The 20,451-nt window shown below is 71.8% G+C and carries 16 protein-coding genes and 1 pseudogene; 8 read left to right on the forward strand and 9 right to left on the reverse strand.

Features of this window, described 5'->3' with window-relative positions; genetic code table 11:
- Window positions 1-26: 26 nt before the first annotated feature.
- The 3 genes from ACF07B_RS21790 to ACF07B_RS21800 form a co-directional block, all read right to left on the reverse strand.
- Window positions 27-1,769 carry a fatty acyl-AMP ligase gene (locus ACF07B_RS21790; RefSeq protein WP_392180152.1) on the reverse strand — a complete coding sequence of 581 codons (1,743 nt, stop codon included), beginning with the start codon at window positions 1,767-1,769 and terminating at the stop codon, window positions 27-29.
- Window positions 1,770-2,278: 509 nt separating this feature from the next.
- Window positions 2,279-3,124, reverse strand: a complete 846-nt coding sequence (locus ACF07B_RS21795; protein ID WP_392180153.1) for a hypothetical protein — start codon at window positions 3,122-3,124, stop codon at window positions 2,279-2,281.
- Between the two features lie 453 nt (window positions 3,125-3,577).
- On the reverse strand, window positions 3,578-4,123 hold the full coding sequence (locus tag ACF07B_RS21800) for a hypothetical protein (RefSeq protein ID WP_392180154.1): 546 nt from the start codon (window positions 4,121-4,123) through the stop codon (window positions 3,578-3,580).
- Window positions 4,124-4,347: 224 nt separating this feature from the next.
- On the opposite strand from ACF07B_RS21800, the gene ACF07B_RS21805 reads away from it, so the two are divergent.
- Complete coding sequence (locus tag ACF07B_RS21805) at window positions 4,348-6,078, forward strand: RecQ family ATP-dependent DNA helicase (RefSeq protein ID WP_392180155.1); 1,731 nt, start codon at window positions 4,348-4,350, stop codon at window positions 6,076-6,078.
- Between the two features lie 170 nt (window positions 6,079-6,248).
- Entirely contained in the window at window positions 6,249-6,995 is a 747-nt protein-coding gene (locus ACF07B_RS21810; RefSeq protein ID WP_392180156.1) for a hypothetical protein, read from the forward strand.
- On the opposite strand, the gene ACF07B_RS21815 is transcribed toward ACF07B_RS21810, so the two are convergent.
- Complete coding sequence (locus ACF07B_RS21815) at window positions 6,992-7,267, reverse strand: hypothetical protein (RefSeq protein WP_392180157.1); 276 nt, start codon at window positions 7,265-7,267, stop codon at window positions 6,992-6,994. The genes ACF07B_RS21810 and ACF07B_RS21815 overlap by 4 nt on opposite strands.
- A 158-nt stretch (window positions 7,268-7,425) precedes the next feature.
- Between ACF07B_RS21815 and ACF07B_RS21820 the strand changes: the two genes are divergently transcribed.
- Window positions 7,426-8,037: a hypothetical protein gene (locus ACF07B_RS21820; RefSeq protein WP_369480525.1), complete on the forward strand. Its 612-nt coding sequence runs from the start codon at window positions 7,426-7,428 to the stop codon at window positions 8,035-8,037.
- A 171-nt stretch (window positions 8,038-8,208) separates the two neighbouring features.
- Window positions 8,209-8,787: a hypothetical protein gene (locus ACF07B_RS21825; RefSeq protein WP_392180158.1), complete on the forward strand. Its 579-nt coding sequence runs from the start codon at window positions 8,209-8,211 to the stop codon at window positions 8,785-8,787.
- A gap of 75 nt (window positions 8,788-8,862) precedes the next feature.
- On the opposite strand, the gene ACF07B_RS21830 is transcribed toward ACF07B_RS21825, so the two are convergent.
- Window positions 8,863-9,381 carry a hypothetical protein gene (locus ACF07B_RS21830; RefSeq protein WP_392180159.1) on the reverse strand — a complete coding sequence of 173 codons (519 nt, stop codon included), beginning with the start codon at window positions 9,379-9,381 and terminating at the stop codon, window positions 8,863-8,865.
- 406 nt (window positions 9,382-9,787) lie between these two features.
- Between ACF07B_RS21830 and ACF07B_RS21835 the strand changes: the two genes are divergently transcribed.
- The 4 genes and pseudogenes from ACF07B_RS21835 (at window position 9,788) to ACF07B_RS21850 (ending at window position 13,978) form a co-directional block, all read left to right on the forward strand.
- Complete coding sequence (locus tag ACF07B_RS21835; protein ID WP_392180160.1) at window positions 9,788-10,384, forward strand: dihydrofolate reductase family protein; 597 nt, start codon at window positions 9,788-9,790, stop codon at window positions 10,382-10,384.
- A gap of 171 nt (window positions 10,385-10,555) precedes the next feature.
- Window positions 10,556-11,114: pseudogene (locus ACF07B_RS21840) on the forward strand (DUF6183 family protein).
- 342 nt (window positions 11,115-11,456) lie between these two features.
- Complete coding sequence (locus ACF07B_RS21845; RefSeq protein WP_392180161.1) at window positions 11,457-12,959, forward strand: FG-GAP repeat protein; 1,503 nt, start codon at window positions 11,457-11,459, stop codon at window positions 12,957-12,959.
- Window positions 12,960-13,168: 209 nt separating this feature from the next.
- The gene (locus ACF07B_RS21850; protein ID WP_392180162.1) at window positions 13,169-13,978 is read left to right on the forward strand and encodes a class I SAM-dependent methyltransferase; all 810 of its coding nucleotides are present in this window, start codon (window positions 13,169-13,171) and stop codon (window positions 13,976-13,978) included.
- A gap of 46 nt (window positions 13,979-14,024) precedes the next feature.
- Here the strand turns inward: ACF07B_RS21850 and ACF07B_RS21855 are convergent, their stop codons facing one another.
- The 4 genes from ACF07B_RS21855 to ACF07B_RS21870 all read right to left on the reverse strand — a co-directional run bounded on the left by ACF07B_RS21855 (window position 14,025) and on the right by ACF07B_RS21870 (window position 20,278).
- A complete protein-coding gene (locus ACF07B_RS21855) occupies window positions 14,025-15,776 on the reverse strand; it encodes a serine/threonine-protein kinase (protein WP_392180163.1) in 1,752 nt (583 codons plus the stop codon).
- Between the two features lie 107 nt (window positions 15,777-15,883).
- Complete coding sequence (locus ACF07B_RS21860; protein ID WP_392180164.1) at window positions 15,884-18,379, reverse strand: FtsX-like permease family protein; 2,496 nt, start codon at window positions 18,377-18,379, stop codon at window positions 15,884-15,886.
- Window positions 18,376-19,191, reverse strand: a complete 816-nt coding sequence (locus ACF07B_RS21865; RefSeq protein WP_392180165.1) for an ABC transporter ATP-binding protein — start codon at window positions 19,189-19,191, stop codon at window positions 18,376-18,378. Before ACF07B_RS21865 ends, ACF07B_RS21860 begins: the two co-directional genes overlap by 4 nt.
- A gap of 268 nt (window positions 19,192-19,459) precedes the next feature.
- The gene (locus ACF07B_RS21870; protein ID WP_392180166.1) at window positions 19,460-20,278 is read right to left on the reverse strand and encodes an SAM-dependent methyltransferase; all 819 of its coding nucleotides are present in this window, start codon (window positions 20,276-20,278) and stop codon (window positions 19,460-19,462) included.
- Window positions 20,279-20,451: the final 173 nt, after the last annotated feature.

The following is a 20,451-nucleotide window of genomic DNA, read 5'->3' on the forward strand; positions in this document are numbered from 1 at the left end:
CGTGGGCACGCCACCGGCGGGCTCGGTCAGCTCGTCTCGGGCCTGCCGACCAGGGAGAGCGTGCCGTCGACGTACGCCGCCCGGGTGGCACGGCGCCGGATCTTCCCGCTCGATGTCTTGGGGATGGTGCCGGGGTGGACGAGCACCACGTCCCGTACCGGCAGGCCGTGCGCCTCGCCGATCGCGCCGCGGATCAGATCGATGATCTTCTCGGACTCGCCCACCGCCTCCGGTGCCGTCTCGGCCACGACGACGGGTTGCTCGCCCTCTCCCGCGACGTCCACGGAGAAGGCGGCCGTGCAGCCGGGCCGCAGCGCCCAGTGGGACATCTCGGCGGACAGTTCCAGGTCCTGCGGGTAGTGGTTGCGTCCCTCGATGACCATCAGGTCCTTGAGACGTCCGGTGACGAAGAGTTCGCCGTCCCGCAGGAATCCGAGGTCTCCGGTGCGCAGGAAGCGGCCTTCGCGACCCGCCAGGCCGGCCCGGAAGGTGTGCCGGGTGGCGAGCGCGTTGCGCCAGTAGCCCTTGGCGACACTCGCGCCCGACACCCAGATCTCACCGACCTCGCCGTCGGGGAGTTCTTCCTGCCGTTCGGGGTCGGCGATCACCAGGGTGATGCCGGGGCCGGGCCGGCCGGAGCCCACCGCCGCCGCGTCCACCGACCTGGCCTCCGGCGCGGTGGCACTCCCGTCGGGGGCAGTGGCGGTGGTGGCCAGTGTGGGCGGGGCGTGCACCGAACTGCCGGTGACGATCAGCGTGGCCTCGGCCAGGCCGTAGCACGGGTACAGGGCCTCGCGGCGGAACCCGGCCGGGCTGAACGTGTCGGTGAACCGGCGCAGGGTCGCGGCCCGTACGGGTTCGGCGCCGTTGAAGGCGACCTTCCACCGGCTCAGGTCGAGGGTGTCGAGAAGCTCCGGTGTGATGTGCTTCAGACACAGCTCGTAGGCGAAGTTGGGGCCGCCACTGGTGTGCGGGCGGTACCGGCTGATGGCGGTCAGCCAGCGTTCGGGCCGTTGCAGGAAGTGCAGCGGGGAGAAGAGGGTGGCGGTCACGCCGAGGTAGGCCGCGTTCAGGACGGGGCCGATGAGGCCCATGTCGTGGTAGACGGGCAGCCAGCTGACGAAGAGTTCATGGCCGTACTCCTCGATCACATCGGGAGTGTGGCCCATCCGCTCCGTGATGACCCGCTCGTTGTCCATCAGGTTGCCGTGGGTCACCATCACCCCACGCGGGGCGGAGGTGGATCCGGAGGTGTACTGGAGGAAGGCGACGGAGTCGGCGGTGAGGTCGGGTTCACGCCAGGAACCGGCCGCCTCGTCGGGGATGTCCTCGGTGGCGACGCAGGTGATCCCGGCCAGTTCGGGCAGCTGTTCCGCCATGGTGGCGAGGGCCGCGATCACCTCGCGGCCACCGAGGATCACCTGGGCGTCCGCGTCGGCGATCAGGCGCTTCATCCGGAGCAGGGCACGGTGGTTCTGTGACCGCCCGTGCGGCGGCAGGCCCGGCACGGCGACGACCCCGGCCGAAAGGCAGCCGAGATAACCGCAGATGAACTCGATGCCGGGCGGATAGAGCAGCATGACGCGGGAGCCAGCCAGGCCGCGCTCCTGGAGCCAGGCGGCGATGGCCCGGGACCGCTCGGCGAGCCGCGCGTAGGAGATGTCCTGGATCTCTCCGTCGCAGTCACCCGTGACGAGGTACCGGTAGGCGGTCCGGTCGGGTTGCCGGGAAGCGTGCAGAGTTAATAGATCGACCAGGGAACGAGCCATAGGACGTGTCTCACCTGTTCGGATGAGTGAGCGAGAAGACTGGAGTTCGAAGGCCGCGTCATGGGTACGCGCAGATCCCGCGTCCGCCTGGCCCCCTTGCCAGAACGTCCGTCTCGGTCAATCCACCCAGGCAGCGCCGGCGACATGCGCGCCGGCCTCCCGGGACCCCCTACGGATTGCTACCAACGAGTAACACGATAGCAAGCCCGATCGACTCGACAGATGTAACCCCGGGTACTAAATGCGGAATTGGTCGCCTGACGGTCGGTCACCACACATCAACCGAGCGAAGTGGCTGGTAAGCGGCGTGCGTCGGGAAAACATGTGTGCCGCATCACGTGCTCCGAACAACGTTCGAGCCACGCGGCCCCCTCGGCCCCCTGCCCCCTCCGCACTCCCGGCCCCGGACGAGACAGCTCCGCCCGCAGGTCGACGCGACGGGCATCGATTGTCCTGCGGGCGGAGCCTGGGAAGTGCCTAGCGCTCGGGGGTGACCCCGGATGTGTGTGTCAGGAGCGACGCGCGCGGCGGGACATGACGACCGCACCGGCACCGGCGACGATCACCAGGGCCGCACCGCCCGCGATCGGGCCGAGCGGGCCGCTCGCGCCGGTCTCGGCCAGCGGCGGCGAGCTGTCGCTGGGCGACGGCGCCGGGGTGGCGGGCGGTGTCGACGTCAGCGGGGGGACGTCCGGCGTCGTGGAAGGTGTGCTGGACGGCTTGGGAGTGGCCGGCTCCGTCGTCTTGTCGGCCGGCGGCTCGCTCGCCGCGGGGGTCGTGGGCGTGGCGGGGGTGGACTCCGACGGGGAGGGCGAGTCCGGCGTCGCGGGGGCGCACGGCTTCTCGCCACCGTTCCAGGCGGCTATCAGGTGAAAGGGCGTGGCCACATTGTCGGGCTGGTACGGCAGGGGGCCGTGGCCCTCGCCGGTCTTCCCGTCGTACGAGACGTCGTCGCCGTACAGGTCGATCTGGCCGTAGCAGTCGGGCGTCTTCACCTCGAGCTTCTGCCAGGTCCGCTTCGCGTCGGCCGAGTCCGCGACATCATCGGCGGTGAGGTAGACGGTGGCCTTGTCGACCAGGGCCTGGTGACCGGAGACGAACCAGTTCGGCCCCTCGGTGGTGTACTCGGCGAGGGAGACGGGGTACTTGCAGCCGTCCCCGACGCTCTGACCGGGGGCCAGTCGGACCTCCACCGTTCCCGGGACGGTGTCCCACTGGTGGAACCCGCCCTGGGAGGACCAGTCCGCGCCCACGGGCTTTCCGTCGGCGTCGACGAGGCGGTACTGAACCGTGGCGGACTGGCAGTCGCCGGACGTCGCGGCACTTGCGGCCCCTGCCCCGACGAGGGGAACCACGGCACCGGCGAAAGCCGTTGCCGCGAGGGCGGTGAGGATTCGTGTTTGTTGCGAACGCGACAAGATGAGCCTCTGTGAAGGTCAGGGGTGTGGGAGGTGGCAGAGTGCGAGCGGGCGATACGGCTGGGTGCCAAGAAGACATGACCGACGAAGACGTTGGACGCCTGTGTCACTCACGTCGCTCGCGTCACTTCGCTCTCTTCAGACACAGCGAAGCGAGCCACATTCTGGCCGCGTTTCACAACTCCCGTCAATTCTGCACGGGTTGAACACAGCGGCCGTTCCGACGAGTGCCGTTCCTGTCAGGGATCGATGGGGCGAAGCCGACATGGAGGACGCCCAGATCGCCATCTGCCGTGCAGCGGGCGGACGTTGGGGCTCAGGTCGCCGACTCCACGCGCCCGGTGCCTGTGCGTCGGGCCGGACCGCCCGGCCGGGCCGGCGCGACTGCCCCTACGGGCACGGCTTGCCGACCCGCGCGGTGGCCCGGGAATGGAGGTGTCGTACGACGTTCCCGTCGGTGTCGGTGAGCACCGAGCCCTCGGGCCCGATCCGCAGCGACGAGCCGCACAGAACGCCCATCGGGGTGGTGACACGCACACCGGGAGGGGCGGCGGCAGGGCCGTACCAGGTGGCTCCGACCGCGGCGACGAGCGCGGCAGCGCAGCCAAAGGTCGCGGCGATGCCCCGGCGCCGCCGCTTGGCCGACCGCACGGCCTCGTCGTGGTCGGCGGCGGTCCGTGAGGGCAGCCGGTCCACCGCGACCACCCTCGGCAGCCCGTGAGCGGCGCTCATGAGCCACACGGCGGCCGACGCCCCCAGCAGCAGGGCCGTCAGCAGCAGCCCGCCGACGGCCGCGGCCCAGTGTTCGTCCAGCCCCGACACATCCGAGCGTCCTTTGACCAGTCCGAACCCGACGAGCCCGGCCAGGAGTGCCGCGAGGCCGTTGCGCCATGCCAGTGCCGCGGCGCGCACGCGGGGCAGTTCGGTGCGCAGCACATGCTGCCGGTGCTGTGCCTGGTGAAGGTCGGCGGGGTGACCTGGCGGGTGGAATTGCGGAACTCGATCGTCACGACGACGTCCGATCCATCGTCAGTGGCCAATAGGCGCCGCATCCCTCGTCGGTGCCCTCGGGCCCCTCGGGCCCAACCGCCCCGCCTTCTCTTCCCGTCGGGGGGTACACGGGCACCCGAAACCCGGTGGAGAACGGCGTCAGGAGTGCCATGCGCGTCAAGGTCGGATACTTCAGGACCAGGTCACTCAGGAGACGTCTGCGGCGCTGTGCCCGTGAGGTGTTCGGCTGGGAGCGCCTGCGTCCGTCCCAACTCGCCGCCATGACCGCCGTGATGGAGGGACGCGACACCATCGTGGTGATGCCGACGGGTGCGGGGAAGTCCGCCGTGTACCAGGTGCCGGGTGTGCTGCTGGACGGGCCGACCGTCGTGGTGTCGCCCCTGATAGCGCTCCAGCGGGACCAGGTCGCCCACCTGGCGCGTATCGAGGGGTCCGACGCCTCGGCCGTCAACTCCGCGCAGCCCGCGCGGGACAACGAAGCCGTGTGGGAGCGCGTACGCGAGGGCCGCCTGGACTTCCTGTTCGTCTCGCCCGAGCAGCTCGCCAAGGACGAGGTGGTGGAGCAGATCGCCGCGGCCGCTCCCGCGCTGATGGTGGTCGACGAGGCGCACTGCGTGTCCTCCTGGGGATACGACTTCCGGCCCGACTACCTGTCCCTGCGCCATGTCCGCGAACGCATCGGCCGTCCCGCGCTGCTGGCCCTCACCGCCAGCGCGGCGGCCCCCGTGCGGGCGGACATCGTGGAGCGGCTCGGGATGCGCGATGCGCACGAGGTGGTCGCGGGGTTCGACCGCCGCAACATCACGCTGGAGGTCGTACGGCACCGGGAGAACGCGGCCAAGCGCCGGTGGGTAGTGGAACGGGCCGCGGCCGAGGCCAAACCGGGCATCGTCTACGCGGGAACGCGGCGGGAGGCCGAACAGTACGCGCGGGAACTGTCGGCGCTCGGATTCGACAGCGCCGCCTACCACGCGGGGCTGCCGGCGGCGGAGCGCTCCCGGACGCACGACCGCTTCCGGGACGGCGGACTCGACGTGGTCGTCGCCACCTCGGCGTTCGGGATGGGCATCGACAAGCCGGACATCCGCTTCGTGCTGCACGCCTCGGTGCCGGGTTCCCTCGACACCTACTACCAGGAGATCGGCCGGGCGGGCCGCGACGGGCAGCCGTCGACGGCGATCCTCGCGTACCGGCCCGAGGATCTCGGCGTGCAGCGGTTCCGGACGGGCGCTCCGCCGGACCCGGAGGTGCTGGGCGGGCTGTTCGACGCGGTGCGCGAGCACCGGGGGCGGCCGGTCACGGTGACCGGTCTGCGCGAGCGCACCGGGCTGTCCCAGACGCCCCTGACGTCGATGCTGCACCTGCTGGAGGAGGCCGGTGCCGTGACGACGGCCGGGCGCGGCGGTGTGCGGGCCGTGCCCGGGGCACGGCGGGACACCTGCGTCGGCGAGGCGATGCGGATCGCTTCCGCCCGTGTCGACCTGGAGCGCTCCCGGGTGGAGATGATGCGGGCGTACGCGGAGACGAGCGGCTGTCGCCGCCGCCACATGCTCGGGTACTTCGGCGAGAGTCTGGCGGAAGGCGACTGCGCGGGCTGCGACATGTGCACCCGTGCACAGGAGTTGAAACAGGCTCCTGTCCGGACAGGAGACATTCTCTCCGGTACGGGTCCCGACCCGCTGGAACCCGTGGCGGCCGACGGCGTCTTCCCGCCCGGGACGCGGGTGGGGCACAGCACGTGGGGCGAGGGCGAGGTGATGAGCGAGGAGGGGAACAGGATCACGGTCCTGTTCGAGAGCGTGGGCTATCGCACGCTGTCCCTCCCGGCCGTCCGTGCGCGAGGCCTGCTGACGCCGGTGCCGTCCGCCACGACGAAGTGAATCCACAGGTCGGCCTCCAGGAATCGCCGGAAGCCCCAGCGCTTTCCTCACTTCTGGCCCACGTGCGAGCGAGCACGGGCACCATGGACGGTGCCAAGGCGAGTTGACCAGTTCCTCGGCGCGCCGCGAGCCGGCGGTGGCCGCGGCACCGCCGTCGCGGAAGGGGCCACGTGATCGTGCTGGGGTGGGTCGTCGCAGCGACGGCTCTGGGTGTGTGGTGCGTGCTCTGGCGGCTTCTCAGGTACCCCGGAGGCTGGACGTACGCGTTTCACGAGGAGCACCGGGAGGCACGCGGCGCTCTGACGGATGCCCGCAGCGCCGTACGCGGGCTGCGCAGAACAGCGCGTCGCGAGAGGTGGCGGGCGCTGGCCGGGGTGAAGCGGGCGGAGTGGACCTACCGGCGCCGGATCCGCCGGGCCGAGGACGAACTGGAGCAGCTGCGGACGACACACCGGGGGGCACGCGTCGCACAGTTGGGTGAGATCACCTTGTACGAGCACGCGGTCGGCGTCGGCGGCGAGGAGGTCGCACTCGCCGGCCTGCAGGTCCGGTTCGAGCGGAGTCGCTCCAAGGTCACGTCGTACGTCTATGTGACGCAGCCTGACGGACGTGAACGCATGGAGCGTTACGGCGGCGCGGAGCACACCGAGGACGCGGTGCGCCGGTTCGCTGTGGAGCTCCAGAACGCTGTCGCGGCGGCGGACCGACGGAAGGAGCGGCGCGTCAGCAGTGTCCGCGCCGTCAAGGCCGAGCTGCGGGAGGCACTTTCGGCGACAGAGCGGGTGGAGGCGGCGAAGGAGCGTCTGGAGGAGACACGGGCCCGCCATGACGCGGACGTCCGGCTCCCGAAGGCGCGCATGGCCCTCGACGACGCCCGGAGCACGTGGCAGGACCTCACGGGACGCCGTCCTCTCTAGCGCCGCCTCGGTCCGACGTGCCGACGGGCGCGGGCGCGTGTGGAGGACCGGGGCGAGCGGCGGTGCGGGACGCCACCAGGGGGCCCGCACGCGGGTTCCCTGTGCCGGCAGCCGGCGCCCAGGCGTTCGACCTTCTCAGCGGTGGGGCGGCCTTTCTCGGCCAGGTCGCAGGCCGTGGTGAGCGTGGCGACGACTTCGTCGCTGCCCCGGTGCCCGGCGAGATGGTCGAGCACGGTCAGGCTCGCCTGCGCGTGCGCGCTGTCGGCCCGCATCCTGGCATGCCACCTGGTGCCCACGCTCCCCGGCAGCGCAGGGTGACCCAGGCGTCCACAGGCTGCCGGCGGCTCGCGTGTGGTGTTGTCACTGGCAACTGGGACGATCTTCGTGGCCCGCGTGAGTACGCTGGTGTCACGACTCAGGGGTGGCTCGAATGGATACGTGGCAGAAACTGTCGGCTCAGGTGGAGGAGCGGCTCAAGTCGGTGTCGTCCGGCGAGCGCAGTGTCTTCACCGCCGGCGTCGCGGAACGGCTCATGAGCCGGCACCAGACATTGCCCGAGGACGAGCAGGCGCCGTTCACGCTCAGCCTGCGTCCCCTGCTGAAAGCCGTATGGGAGGGCGCTCTCGGTGACTCGACGGCCTTCTCGGCGGTCAGCCGGGGTGTCGCCGAGTACATGCTCAGCGAGTACTGCCACAACGACGGCCAGGACGGCCCGGATGACGCGGACGAATCCGCCGCGGCGGCGGTGTTGTATGCCGCGCACGCCTACCTGTTCGGCTGCCAGGACTTCGCGATCTGGACCAGCGCGCGGGCGGTGGAGGCCATCGACGAGCATCTTCAGTACCTGGCCGAGATCGAGGAAGACGCACTCCCCGTCGACACGGACGAGGCCCTGGCCTCCGAACTGCGGCGTCAGCTTCGGGATCTCGATCTCATCGCGACCTTCTCGAAGGAGCTCCGCTACTCCAGCACGGGATTGCCCATCGACACGTCGATCCGACTCCGTGTGGAACTGCGGACTCCTCTCTCCAGCCAGGAGTAGGCACCCGACGCGGCAACCGCCGGGTGCGAAGGCGGCCTCTGCCGGACAGCACCGTGTTCCGGCCGGCCCCGGACCTCGGGCGCGGACGGGTCACAGCTTGAGCACATGGATCTGGAGCGGGCGACGCACACACGATGATGCCTCCCTCGGCTCGTACGACCAGGGGGAACCATGCGTACCCGCTCCACCACCGTCACCGTCGCTCTCCTGCTCACCGCCGTCGCGGCCTGCACCGGCGGCGGCCATCCCGCAAAGCCGTCGACGAAGCCCGCCACCACGAGAGCCACCGGGGAGAGCACCGCGGCGAAGCCGAGTCCGGACCCGAAGGCACCCCGCGCGCTCGGCACGCCGTTCACCTTCACGACCGACCGATCGACGATGGCGATGACCGTGCTCCGGTACGAACAGGGCACGTTGCACCTCCGGCGGTCCGCCGACGAGGAGTTCGGCACGACCGGGTACACGTGGGCCGCCGTCGAGATCAGGGCGTGCCTGAAGAACGGCTTCGCCGTGGTCACCCGTAACTCGTGGGTACTCGCCTACGCGGACGGAGCGCGGATCAAGCCGAGCGGCCTGACGTACGACGACCTCCCGCGCCCGGAGTATCCCCTCATGGCGACCGTGAAGGCCGGCTCGTGCGTGCGCGGGAAGACGGTGTTCGCGGTGCCGGCGAAGCAGCGGCCCACGCAGGTGCTGTACACCTCGAAGACACCGGAGGCACCGACGGAGTGGTCGGTGCCGAGGGCCTAGCCGACCAGCGCATGTGCACGCCGGTGCCACCGGTTGGTGGATCCCTGGTTCGGACCGGCGACGTGTCCGGACCGGTCAGGTGACGCGCCGGACGACGTAGGCCGTACCCACCCTCTCGGTCTCGGGGGAGTCAGCCTGGATCGCGAGACTCGGCCTGGCCGTGGTGATGTCGAACCTGCCCGTCATCCGCCGCGTGCAGTCGACCCGCTTGGCTTTCCTGGCGGTGCCGGAGACGGCCGTGAAGGTGACCGTGCCCTCCCCCGCGCAGGCCACCTCCACCCGCAGGGCGGTGCCGGACTCCACGGTCTCGTCCAGGTTCTGGCCGGGTATGGCGAGGGAGCCGGACGAGACGAAGTCCGCGTCGTCAGAGTCCCCTTGATCCGTCCTGCTGAGCAGGTCGCGGGCCTCCGCGTCCAGCCGCTCCCCGCCGGACCGGGACGTCGGCCGCGCCGTGGATACGGCGCTGGAACTGGTCGCCTTCTGGGGCTGAGGAGCCTTCGATGTCGCGGGCCGGCCAGAACAGGCCATTGTCATGCCGGTGAGCAGCACGACGGCAGCCAGAGCCTTGCCACGATGACGGGTTAAGCGGTCCATGAGATCCCCCGGGGGGCACGCAGAAGCCGGCAATCTTACCGAACCCGGTGATCATGCCGTGTGAACAACAACCGCGCCACCCGCGCATCCTGGACACCGGCACCGGATCGGTACGCGGATTCGACGTCCCCCAGGGGCACCTTTCACCGCGCCGCCTGGACGCCCTCCTTCGCGGCCCCCGCACCATGTTGGTGGAGCCCGGCATGTTGGTGGCGCCCGGCAGACGCTGGGGTCCTGGATCGGCCGGCACCAGCGGCTCGATCTTGTCCCACATCGCATCAGAGATCACTAACCTGACAGACACATCCGACGAATTGACCAAGCCGTCAGAGAGACACGGCCTCGGCACGTCTTCCGGCGGCTCCGGGGCTCGTGGTGACGACGTGACCACCGGAGGACACCCGGCATGCGCAAACTCGTCCACTACATCGCCACCACGCTCGACGGCTTCATCGCGGGCCCGGACGGCGACGACCCCACGGGTCCGAACGGCTTCTGGCCCATACCGGCGGACTACATAGAGCATCTCGTGGCCGAGTACCCGGAGACTCTGCCTGTCCAGGCCCGGCAGGCACTGGCCGTGACGGCGGAGGGCACGCGCTTCGACACCGTTCTCGAAGGGCGGCGCAGCTACGACATCGGTCTTGCGGCCGGACTGACCGACGCCTACCCCCACCTGCGTCACCTGGTGTTCTCCCGGACCCTGACCAAGAGCCCGGACCCGGCCGTCGAAGTGGTCGCCGACGACCCGGTGGCAACCGTGCGCGAGCTCAAGCGGCAGGCAGGCAAGGACATCTGGCTGCTCGGCGGGGCGGAGCTCGCCGGATCCCTCTACACCGAGATCGACACCTTGATCCTGAAGATCGGCCCGCTGACCGTGGGCAACGGGATCCCGCTGTTCTCCCGCAAGGCAGCCTTCGACCCGCTCACCTGGGCACTCGCGGACCACACCGTCCTCAAGAGCGGCGCGGTGTTCCTCACCTACACGCGCGTCGACGTCTGAGCGCGCCACCGGTCGGCGACGCCCGTGCCGGCCGGAGCGCCGAGCGGGTGCTCCGGCCGGGACTGTCGAGGGCATGCGTAGGCTCGGGGCCGTGGCTGATCAGATTCAGAAGATCGTGGCGGGGCTGCCGGTGCCGTGGTCGGGGAGGTCCCGGGTATCGCGCGGTGGGCGATGTCGCGGCATCGGAGTCATCACCCGCTGGCCTGGCTGCCGCTGACATTGTCCGGCATGGAGGAAGGTGCGGATCTGCCGAGTTACAGCACCCGTGGCAGCAGCCACTCGTTGCCGTACGGACCGTCGGAGAACCGCGGACGGGTGACCGCCGGAAGGCGCGCGCCGTCGGTGCGGGAGACGACGACACAGGCCGCTGTCACGGCGATGGGCCGTGCCGTGGCCAACCGGGCCGAGGAATCCAACGGCCGCATCGAGGCACGGGCCTTCCACCTCGCCGAACCCCTGGACACCGAGTCGGTCCCGAGCGCGCTCCTGGCACTCGGGTTCCCCCGGCGCCTACGGCCGTCTGGCGGCCTGGCAGTCCCTGGCCGCCCTCACCGGATGCCCCGAAGGCGCCGGTGCCGCGGAGGTCGAAGCACAGGTGACGGCCTGCGCATGGCATGACTTTGACGCCCGCACGAAGTGGTTCGAGCAAGTGGCCTGGGACATCGGCCTGGCCGTGCTCTCCCCCGACGGCGGGCGCCTGGCCGTGCTCGCCGCGACCGACACCGACTGAGGCGCCCGCGGTCGCGTTCGCGGCGCCCCCATCGGGCGACCGGCCCACGCGCCGACTACAACCATGCACGAACTTCGGGTGTCTTCTGGGTGAGCGGAAGAGGGCGTCGCCCTCACCGCGCTGTCGGACCAGGGGGCCCTGCATGACTCCATGCCGCTTCGCGGCGGGCACGACGTCGGCCCGGCCCGCCAGGACCACCCGCATACGCAGCCTTCTGTACGGCGGTGGCGCGGCTGAACGACCGACCGCGTCCCTGTACCGCCCCCAGGCCCCATCCGACCCCTCCGCCTCGGCCGAGCGCGACGCCGCGGGCAGTCCAGGAACCCAAGGAGGTTCGCTCCTGTGCGTCACATCACCAGTGCGGCCCTGACAGCCGCGGCGGTCTTCGCCCTCGGTGGCGGCGCGATGATCGCGGCCCCCGCGGCACAGGCCGTGGCACCCTTCCCGTCCATCGGCTGGCAGCAGCACAACTGCGACTTCGACGGCAACGGGTTCGACGACGTGTTGATCGGCGCCCCGGGCGCCACGGTGAGCGGTGCCAAGGCCGCGGGCTACGTCTCCGTGCAGTACAGCTCGTCGAGCGGTCTCAGCACCACCAAGAAGAGCATCCTTCACCAGAACACCTCGGGCGTCCCAGGCGCTTCCGAGGCCGCCGACGGCTTCGGCAGCGCCGTGGCCTCCGGTGACCTGGACAACGACGGCTACGACGACGCGATCGTCGGCATCCCCGGCGAAGACCTGGACGGACTGTCCGACGCGGGCGGCGCCGTCGTCTTCTGGGGCTCGCCGAGCGGGCTGCACGGGTCCGACACCACCTGGCTGGCGGACACCGGCCAACCGCGGGCCGGCGCCAGGTTCGGTCTGGCCATCGAAGCGGCCCGGTACTTCGCCCCGGACCCGGCGGCCCCGGACGCCGACCCGCGCGACAGCATCGCCGTCCTGGAGAACGACACGCTGCTGTTCTTCACCTCCGCGCCGACGGCGGCGGCCCGGCAGCTGAGCGCGGTGGACACCGGAGTCCGTGCCCGGGACGTGAGCCCGCTGGAGACCGGCTTCGCCTTCCGGAGCCTCAGTCACGGCAACTACAACGAGGACTCCTGGGCCGACCTGGCGATCTCCGGTGTGACCACCGGCGACCGTCCTGGCATCGGGGCCACCCAGGTCCTCCACGGCGCACCCGACGTCGAGGCGCTGGGTGACGGCGGCGCGTTCGAAGGTGGTCCCTCGGTCGTCTCCAGCGACTTCAACCACGACGGCCAGGACGACCTGGCCATCGGCGACACGGGGGTCGGCTCGCCCGTGGGCGGGTCCGTATCCGTCTACCTGGGCAAGGGCGACCTCTCCGGCCTCGACCCGGCCCCGGCGCAGACGTGGACCCAGGACTCCCCCGGCGTCCCCGGCACGGCCGAGGCGGGCGACCGGTGGGGCGCCGAGCTGTCCTCCGGTGACACCGACGGCGACGGCCGCCCGGATCTCGCCATCGGGGCGCCCGGGGAGGACGTGGGTTCCGTGTCCGACGCGGGTGCGGTCTGGACGCTGCGCGGCGCACCGGGCGGACTGACGGCTACCGGGGTGCGGAGCTTCGACCAGAACTCCTCCGGTGTTCCCGGAACGGCGGAGGCCTCGGACCGCTGGGGCGGCCAGGTGCGGCTGATCGACGCCAACGCCGACGGCCGCTTCGGTCTGCTGGCGGCGGCACCGGGTGAGAACACGGACGACGGATTCGTCTGGGTCCTTGCCGCGTCGTCCTCGGGACTCACCGCCACGGATTCCTGGACCTATGACGGGGCGCGTCTCGGGGCAACGGCGGCCAACGCCCGGTTCGGCGCGGCGATCGACGAGTAGCGAAAGTCGCGGGGAGGTCGGGGAGTTCACCGGATGCGCGTCAGAACTCACCCTTCCTGTTCCCACCCCGACGGGCTGGTGCGTGGCACGCACCGGCCCGTCGGTCCGTGCGTGTTCCTGATCCCTGACGCTGTTGATCAGCCACGGGTCGGCGTCGGGCCACAGGGTTATGGTCGTGGTTGCTGTGGTTTCCGGGGAGAGGACGAGGGGTGCAGACGGCGTTCGACGAGTCCGAGCGGCGGACGTGGACGGGGCGGGCCGACGCCTATGCCGCGAGCTTCGCCAAGCTCTGCGCGTATGCGGTGCCCGCGCTCCTCGACGCGGCTGGGGTCGCGGAGGGGGCACGGGTCCTCGACGTGGGGGCGGGCACGGGTACCGTCGCCGCGGCCGCGTGTGCGCGGGGAGCGAAGGTGACGGCGGTGGACGCCGAACCCGGCATGGTCGCCCGTGTCGCGTCGGCGGTTCCGGAGGCTGACGTGCGGCTGGCCGTTCTGCCCTGCCTGCCGTTCGCCGACGACGCGTTCGACGCCGTGGTCGGCAACTTCGTCCTCAACCATGTCGGACGGCCCCGGGACGCCCTGATGGAGTTGCGCAGGGTGACGCGGCCGGGCGGGCGGCTGGCCGTCACCATCTGGGCGCTTCCCCCGGCCGCCGGACAGGCCCTGCTCGGCCGTGCTGTCCAGGCGGCAGGTGTCAGGCGCCCGGCACACCTGCCGGTCCTTGCTCCCGAGGACGAGTTCCTCCGTACGGAACAGGGCTTCGCCGCGTTGCTCGGTGCGGCGGGTCTGACCGACGTCGTCTGCGACACCTTGGCCTGGGACCATCGGACGACGGTCGAGGAGTGGTGGGGCGGAGCCGCCGCCGGAGTGGCGACGATCGGTCAGATCGTGACGAGTCAGAGGCCGGCGGTCGTCGCCGAGATCAAAGGCCACTTCGAGTCGCTGTGCGCGGAGTTCGCGGGTCCGGGCGGTGTCCTGCTCTTGCCTCACGCCGCACTGATGGCGCATGGCCGGGCCTGACGATGCCGGCCCGCGTGAACGGGCCGCGCCCATGGGCCTCGACCGGTCAGGCGGCACTGCCTCCGCTCTTCGGACCCTTCAGCCGAACCGTGCCGGCCAACGACGCCAGGCAGCCCAGGACGTAGAACCACTGGCCTGATTCGAGGAAGGACAGGTTCGCCTCCGCCCGGAGGCCCAGATAGATGTAGAGGGCGAGGAGTCCTCCGGCGAGGCTGGTCGCCAGGTAGTGCAGGCGCCGGACAGGGCGAGGAATCGGGCCCGTCGGGAAGCGGCGCAGCTGTACCAGCACGGCGACGCAACTGGTGAGGGCGAGCCCGATGGCGACCACGAACGGCCAGGTGCCGCCGAACGGCCAGTCGGACGTCCACCACGGCCACCAGTCGGAGATCAGATACCCGAATACGGTTGCGTTGTAGCCGAAGGGAAGGCACAGGGCCAGCACGAAGGCGATGCAGGCGACCGAAAGGAAGAGGACGCGACGCACGGTCCAGAGGTGCGGCAAGGCGGCCGGTGCGACCGGCGTGGCTGCGGCCGGTGCGACCGGCGTGGCTGCGGCCGCTGCCTCGCTCGCGAGCGCGGGACGGGGGCTGGGCGCTTTGGTCGCCTTCCGCGGCGGGGTCGGCGACGCACCGGCTTGCGTCGCTGTCAGCGGCCCGGCCGGCTCGGCACCCTCCGCCACCGTCTTCCGCGGCCCGGCAGGCGATGCACCTGGCGCGGTACGCCGCTGCGGCTCGGCGGAGACCGTGGAGGGTGCGGGGACCGGAGCGGCAGCCGCCGGCTTCGGACGGGCGGGCTTGCGAGGGGACGCGGGTGCCTTCCTGGGCCCGCGCGTCGCGCCGGGAGCCGGAACGACCGGGGCCGGAGCGGCCGATGCGGGAGCGGCCGGTGCGGGAAGCGCCGCTGACGTGACGGTGGCCGATACGGCGGCCGCGATCTGGTCGGGCAGCCACGCGGCGGTGTCGGTGACGATCTGCGTAGGGGTGTAGCTCGCGTCGCCCGTCATGTCGGCGAGTTCCCTGATCAGGGTGTTCACGTCCGGGCGCTGCGCCGGATCCTTGGCCAGACAGCGGGCGACGATCTCCAGGCCTTGGCCCGGCAGCCCCTCCAGGCGCGGTTCCTCGTACGCGATGCGGAAATTGAGCGACTGCGCGGAGCCGGTTCCGAACGGGCCGGTGCCGGTGGCCGCGTAGGTCAGCACCGCGCCGAGCGCGAACACGTCGGTGGCGGCCGTCACGGCGTCGCCGGTGAGTTGTTCGGGAGACATGAATCCGGGCGTTCCCACCGCGGTCCCCGCGTGCGTGAGGACGGTGGCCTCGGCCGCCACGGAGATGCCGAAGTCGACGACACGGGGTCCGTCGGGGGCGATGAGCACGTTCGACGGCTTGAGATCGCGGTGGATCAGACCGGCCTCGTGGATCGCTTCGAGTGCTTCGGCCAGTCCCGCTCCGAGCGCACGCACCGAGGCCACCGGCCAGGGACCGTGCCCGGCGACCGCCTGGTCCAGCGCCATGCCGGGCACGTAGGCGGTGGCCAGCCAGGGCGGTGACCCATCGGGATCGGCGTCCACCAGCGCGGCCGTGAAGAATCCCGTGACCTTCCGGGCAGCGGCCACCTCCCGGGCGAACCTGCGCCGGAACCCGGGATCATCGGCCAGTTCCGGCCGCACCACCTTGACCGCGACCAGCCGCCCGCTGGGCGAACGGCCCATGTACACGCGGCCCATCCCGCCGGCCCCCAGCAGGCCCGCGATGCGGTACCGGCCCACCTGCCGCGGATCGGTCGGCTTCAGCCCCTCCACCAGGCTCCCCCTGACTCCCCCAGATCACCGTGCAGGCGCCATTAGACACCACGCGATCACCGGCGCCCCACGTCACCGAAGAGGAGGTCCCCGCTGTATCGCCGGTGTCAGGACCGGCGCTCACGCAACACGGCGCGAGCGGGGAGGCTGACGGCGAGCAGGCCGAGGCTCACGGCGGCCGCGGCGAATGCCCCGTACAGGAGCGGGGGCACGTACGGGGACTCGCCCGTCAGACCGCGCATCATCGGGACGAGCGTGGCCGCGGCGATGGCGGTGCCCAGGACCACGCCCGCCACTCCCACCAGCAGTCCCTCCCAGCGCAGCATCCGCATGACCTGGAGCCGGGTGGCGCCGACGAGGCGGAGCATGCCCAGTTCGCGGCGTCGGGCGAGGACGGTCATCACCAGGGTGTTGGCGGCGGCGACGGCCGCGAAGCCACCGAGGACACCGGCCATCGTGTAGTTGGCCCAGGCGTTGAGCTCGCGCTCGGTGTCCTGCCCGACGGCGTAGCCGGAAGCGTCGGTGACCGTGCCGAGTGCGGCCAGGGCCCGGGCGTCGCCGCCCCGTACCAGCAGCGTGCGGTCGAAGCCCGACGTGACGTGGGCGGCCAGAGTGGCCCGGTCCATGGTCACCGTCGCGAGACCGAGGCCCCGGCCGTACACGGCGACGACTTCCGGGCCGGCCCTGGTGCCGTCCGGCAGGTGGAGCGGCAGCTTGTCGCCGAGCCCGACCCTCGCCGACGTGGCGAGCGTCCTGTCGATGGCGATCCGGCCCCTGCCGACCCGGTCCAGGCTGCCGCTGAGCACGTCGAGGTCCTGCACCTTCGCGAGTTGCGCGCCGGAGCCGGAGATGCCCTGGGTCGCCGCGCCCTGGAGCCATCGGTCACCGCCGGAGCCGACGGGCACGAGTACCCGCGTCTCCAGCAGGCCCACGGCCGCGTCGACGCCGGGCACCCGGGCGGCCCGGGCGACCGCGTCGGCGGGCAGTCCGGCCGGATCCGTGACCACGTGGTCCGCGGTGACGCCGGCGCGCACCTGCCGCGCGGCGACGTGGCTCTCGCTCGTGTGCATGAAGACGAGCGTCGAGGCGAACGCCATGGCCAGCACGATCGGGGTGATCGCGGAGGCCAGACGGCGGGCGTTCGTACGGGAGTTGGCGACCGCGAGCGAGGCCGCGGCGCCGCCCTCGCGCAGCGCCAGTGAGAAGAGCGTGGCACACAGCCGCGCCACCAAAGGGCCGAGGAGCGCCACGGCGAGCATGAAGAGCATGACGACGCCGAGTGCGGCGTTGGCTGCGTCGTCCCCGGCCGAACGGGCGGCGAGGCCGGTGAGGAACCCGCCCCCGGCGAGGGCGCCGACGCCCAGCCCGGTACGGATCACACCGGGCCGCAGCCGCTCCACCGACGCCTCGGTGAGCGCCTGCCCCGGCTTGATCTTCGCGGGCCTGCGGCCGGCGGCCCAGCCGGCCGCGAGCGCGGTCAGCAGTCCGATGCCGACGGCGACAACGAGCGGGATGAAGGACACGTGCACGTCCACGGCCCCCGGGATGGCGCCGCGGTCCTTCAGCTGCCCGAACCACCAGTGGGCGAGGCCGACCCCCGGCAGGCAGCCGACCAGCCCCGCGGTGGGCGCGATGAGCAGCGCCTCGGCGGCGACCGCGCGGCGGATCTGCCGCGGGGTGGCCCCGATGGCGCGCAGCAGCGCGAATTCCCGGGCGCGCTGGGCGACGGACAGCGCGACCGTGCCGGCCGCCGTGAAGACGGCGACCACGGCGGCGATCCCGCCGAAGGAGCCTCCGAGGCCGGTGAGCGTCTCCTTCGCGTACCCGAGCCCGCGCTCCTCCACGGCGCCTCGGTCCCGGCCGGTGTACACCTTGGCGCCGGAACCGGCGAGCGCCGTTTTCACGTCGGCGGCGAGGGCGTGGATGTCCACTCCGGTCCTCGCCAGTACGGCGATCGCGTCGGCCTTGCCCGGATGCCCGGCGAGGGCCGGGGCTTGCGCGTCGGCGAACCAGCCCGTGGCGCCCCTGGTCACATCGCCTGACCCGGTCTTCGCCAGCCCGGAGATCCGGAAGTCGGCACGCCCGGTGGCGGTTTCGAGCGCGACCGTGGCGCCGATGCCGGCCTTCGCGGTCCGCGCTGCCACGGCGTCGAGCACGACCTCGCCGGTGCGGGGCGCGGCCCCGGAGACGAGCGATGTGCCGGTGAAGGCGTGCGATCCCCAGCCGTGCCCGGTCAGCGTGGCGTCGCCCTGACGCACCGGGAACACGAAGTCCGGCACGGCCGCCCTCACGCCGGGCACGCGGGCCGCCTCGCGCGCCAGGGCGCCGTCCACGCGCGCCGTGTCCGGCAGCGGTGCCGGGGAGTCCGACCGGCTGTCGCCGCTGCCCGTGACGAGGTGGGCGTACTGGTCGGCCGCCACGACGACCGGCGCCCTCGCATAGCGCTGCGCGGGCACCGAGGCACGGGCGCCCGTCTCCAGGAGGACTCCGCAGGCGGAGACGATCAGTGCCGACATCATCAGCGCGATGAACGTGCCCGCGAACGATGATGGTGTGAAGCGCACGGCCGCGCGGGCTAGGCCGTTGGGGGCGTAGCTCCTCACGCCGCCGCCCTCGCCATCGCACCCGTCGGGGAGGTCAGGGCGGCCATCCGCTCCGCGATCCGCTCCGGCGTCCCCCGGTCGAGGCCGCCGGCGAAGACGCCGTCCGCGAGGAACAGCACGCGGTCGGCCCGGGTGGCGGCAGTGGGGTCGTGGGTGACCATGACGACGGTGGCGCCGAGGGTGTCCACGGCGTGCCGGAGCAGGCCCAGGACCTCGGCGGCCGTGGTGGAGTCCAGGGCGCCGGTGGGCTCGTCGGCGAAGATCACGTCTGGGCCGGTGATCAGCGCGCGGGCGATGGCGACGCGCTGCTGCTGGCCGCCGGAGAGCTCGCCGGGCCTGCGCCCCGCCTTGTCGGCGAGCCCGACCCGCGCCAGGACCTGGGCGGCGCGGCGGCGGTCCCGGCGCTGCCCGGCCAGACGCATCGGGAGCAGCACGTTCTCCTCGACGGTGAGGGACGGCAGCAGGTTGAAGGCCTGGAAGACGAAGCCGAGGCGGCTGCGGCGCAACTCGGTGAGCTGGTTCTCCCGCATGCCGGTGATCTCCGTACCGCCGAGGCGCACGGAGCCGGCCGACGGCCGGTCGAGGCCGGCGGCGCACTGGAGGAACGTGGACTTGCCGGAGCCGGACGGACCCATGACGGCGGTGAAGGTGCCGCGGGGCAGGGCGAGATCGACGCCGCCGAGGGCATGCACGGCGCCCTTGCCGCGGCCGTACTGCCGCCGGACGCCGCGCAGTTCGACAGCGAGACCGGGTGTGCCGTGAAGCTCCGGCTGTTCGTCCGTCTTCTGGCGCTGGTTCCCGCGCAGCCTCAAGGTTCCGCCCTCTCACGATCATGTCGTAGCGATACCTCGAAGCTACGGATCGCGGTCACGGCGGACCATGGCGGCTGCTGGCGCATCAGGGGTGGGGATAACCCGAGGGTGACGACGCGGCGCCTGCCGGGCACCTCGGCGCCGGGCCCCAGGGCGCAGCCCGTCCCGGCCCGGCGGTACGACCGACGGGCGGGACCGCGGGGGTCACTGCTTGCGGGCTGCTTCCTCGCAGGGGCCCTCGCCGTAGCGGTCCACTTCCTGGCCGCCGTCAGGCCTTGCGGGCCATCCCGGCGGCGATCAGGTGTTCCCAGACGGTGAGTTCCCTCGCCGCGCCGTCGCCCCACGGCTCGCCGACCGCTGCGGGGCGCCACAGGGAGGCGGGGACGACTCCCGGATCGAGGATCTCCAGACCGTCCAGCAGGGAGGCGATCTCCTCGTCGGTGCGCCAGCGGCCACGGCCGAACGTCTGCTGGAGGACCTTCTCCGCCTCGGCCGTCTCCGGGTTGTTGCCGGAACGGAAGTGGCTGACGAAGAAGTAGCTTCCGGAGGGCACGCGGTCGCGCCAGTACCGGACGATCGCGGCAGGGTCCTCCTCGTCGTTGACATGATGAAGGACGGCACTGAACACGACGGCGACCGGGCGCTCGAAGTCGATCATTTCCCGGGTCTCGGGGTGGTTGTAGACGGCCTCGGGGTCACGGACGTCGGCCTCGATGACCCTGGTTCGGTCGTTCTCCTCCAGCAAGGCACGCCCATGGACGAGCACTTGAGGGTCGATGTCGACGTACACCACGCGGGCCTCCGGGGTATGGCGCTGCGCGACCTGGTGCACGTTGTCGGCGGTCGGCAGACCACTGCCCAGGTCGATGAACTGGGTCACGTCGGTGGTCGTCGCGATCTCCGCGACCGCCCGGGTCAACGCCGAGCGGTTGGCGAAGGCGATCGCCACCGAGCCGGGAAGATCGCGTTTGAACACGTCGCCGATCTGCCGGTCCACGGCGTAGTTGTCCTTGCCGCCCAGCAGATAGTCGTAAACTCGCGCGATGCTGGGCTTGGTTGCGTCGATCGAGGTGCCTTCGCTCGTCATGACGACCATCCTCCCCTGGACGAGATCCCGCTGCCCAGCACTTTCGGAACGTTCCTGTCCCTGGTGGAGCTGCGGTTCGCGCGCCCCGACCCGGACGGGGACGAGGCGGCGGCGAACCCGGTTGGGGTCCCCTGTCGGGACGCGCCGGGCCGGCGAAGCGGAACGTGATCTCG

Source organism: Streptomyces sp. NPDC015532 (genome assembly GCF_043078065.1).
Classification (GTDB): domain Bacteria; phylum Actinomycetota; class Actinomycetes; order Streptomycetales; family Streptomycetaceae; genus Streptomyces.

Excerpts from the sequence above, each read along its gene's own strand:
- ACF07B_RS21790 (WP_392180152.1), bottom strand. The coding sequence starts at position 1,769 with ATGGCTCGTTCCCTGGTCGATCTATTAACTCTGCACGCTTCCCGGCAA.
- ACF07B_RS21805 (WP_392180155.1), top strand. The coding sequence starts at position 4,348 with ATGCGCGTCAAGGTCGGATACTTCAGGACCAGGTCACTCAGGAGACGT.
- ACF07B_RS21815 (WP_392180157.1), bottom strand. The coding sequence starts at position 7,267 with ATGCGGGCCGACAGCGCGCACGCGCAGGCGAGCCTGACCGTGCTCGAC.
- ACF07B_RS21820 (WP_369480525.1), top strand. The coding sequence starts at position 7,426 with ATGGATACGTGGCAGAAACTGTCGGCTCAGGTGGAGGAGCGGCTCAAG.
- ACF07B_RS21825 (WP_392180158.1), top strand. The coding sequence starts at position 8,209 with ATGCGTACCCGCTCCACCACCGTCACCGTCGCTCTCCTGCTCACCGCC.
- ACF07B_RS21830 (WP_392180159.1), bottom strand. The coding sequence starts at position 9,381 with ATGGACCGCTTAACCCGTCATCGTGGCAAGGCTCTGGCTGCCGTCGTG.
- ACF07B_RS21835 (WP_392180160.1), top strand. The coding sequence starts at position 9,788 with ATGCGCAAACTCGTCCACTACATCGCCACCACGCTCGACGGCTTCATC.
- ACF07B_RS21870 (WP_392180166.1), bottom strand. The coding sequence starts at position 20,278 with ATGACGAGCGAAGGCACCTCGATCGACGCAACCAAGCCCAGCATCGCG.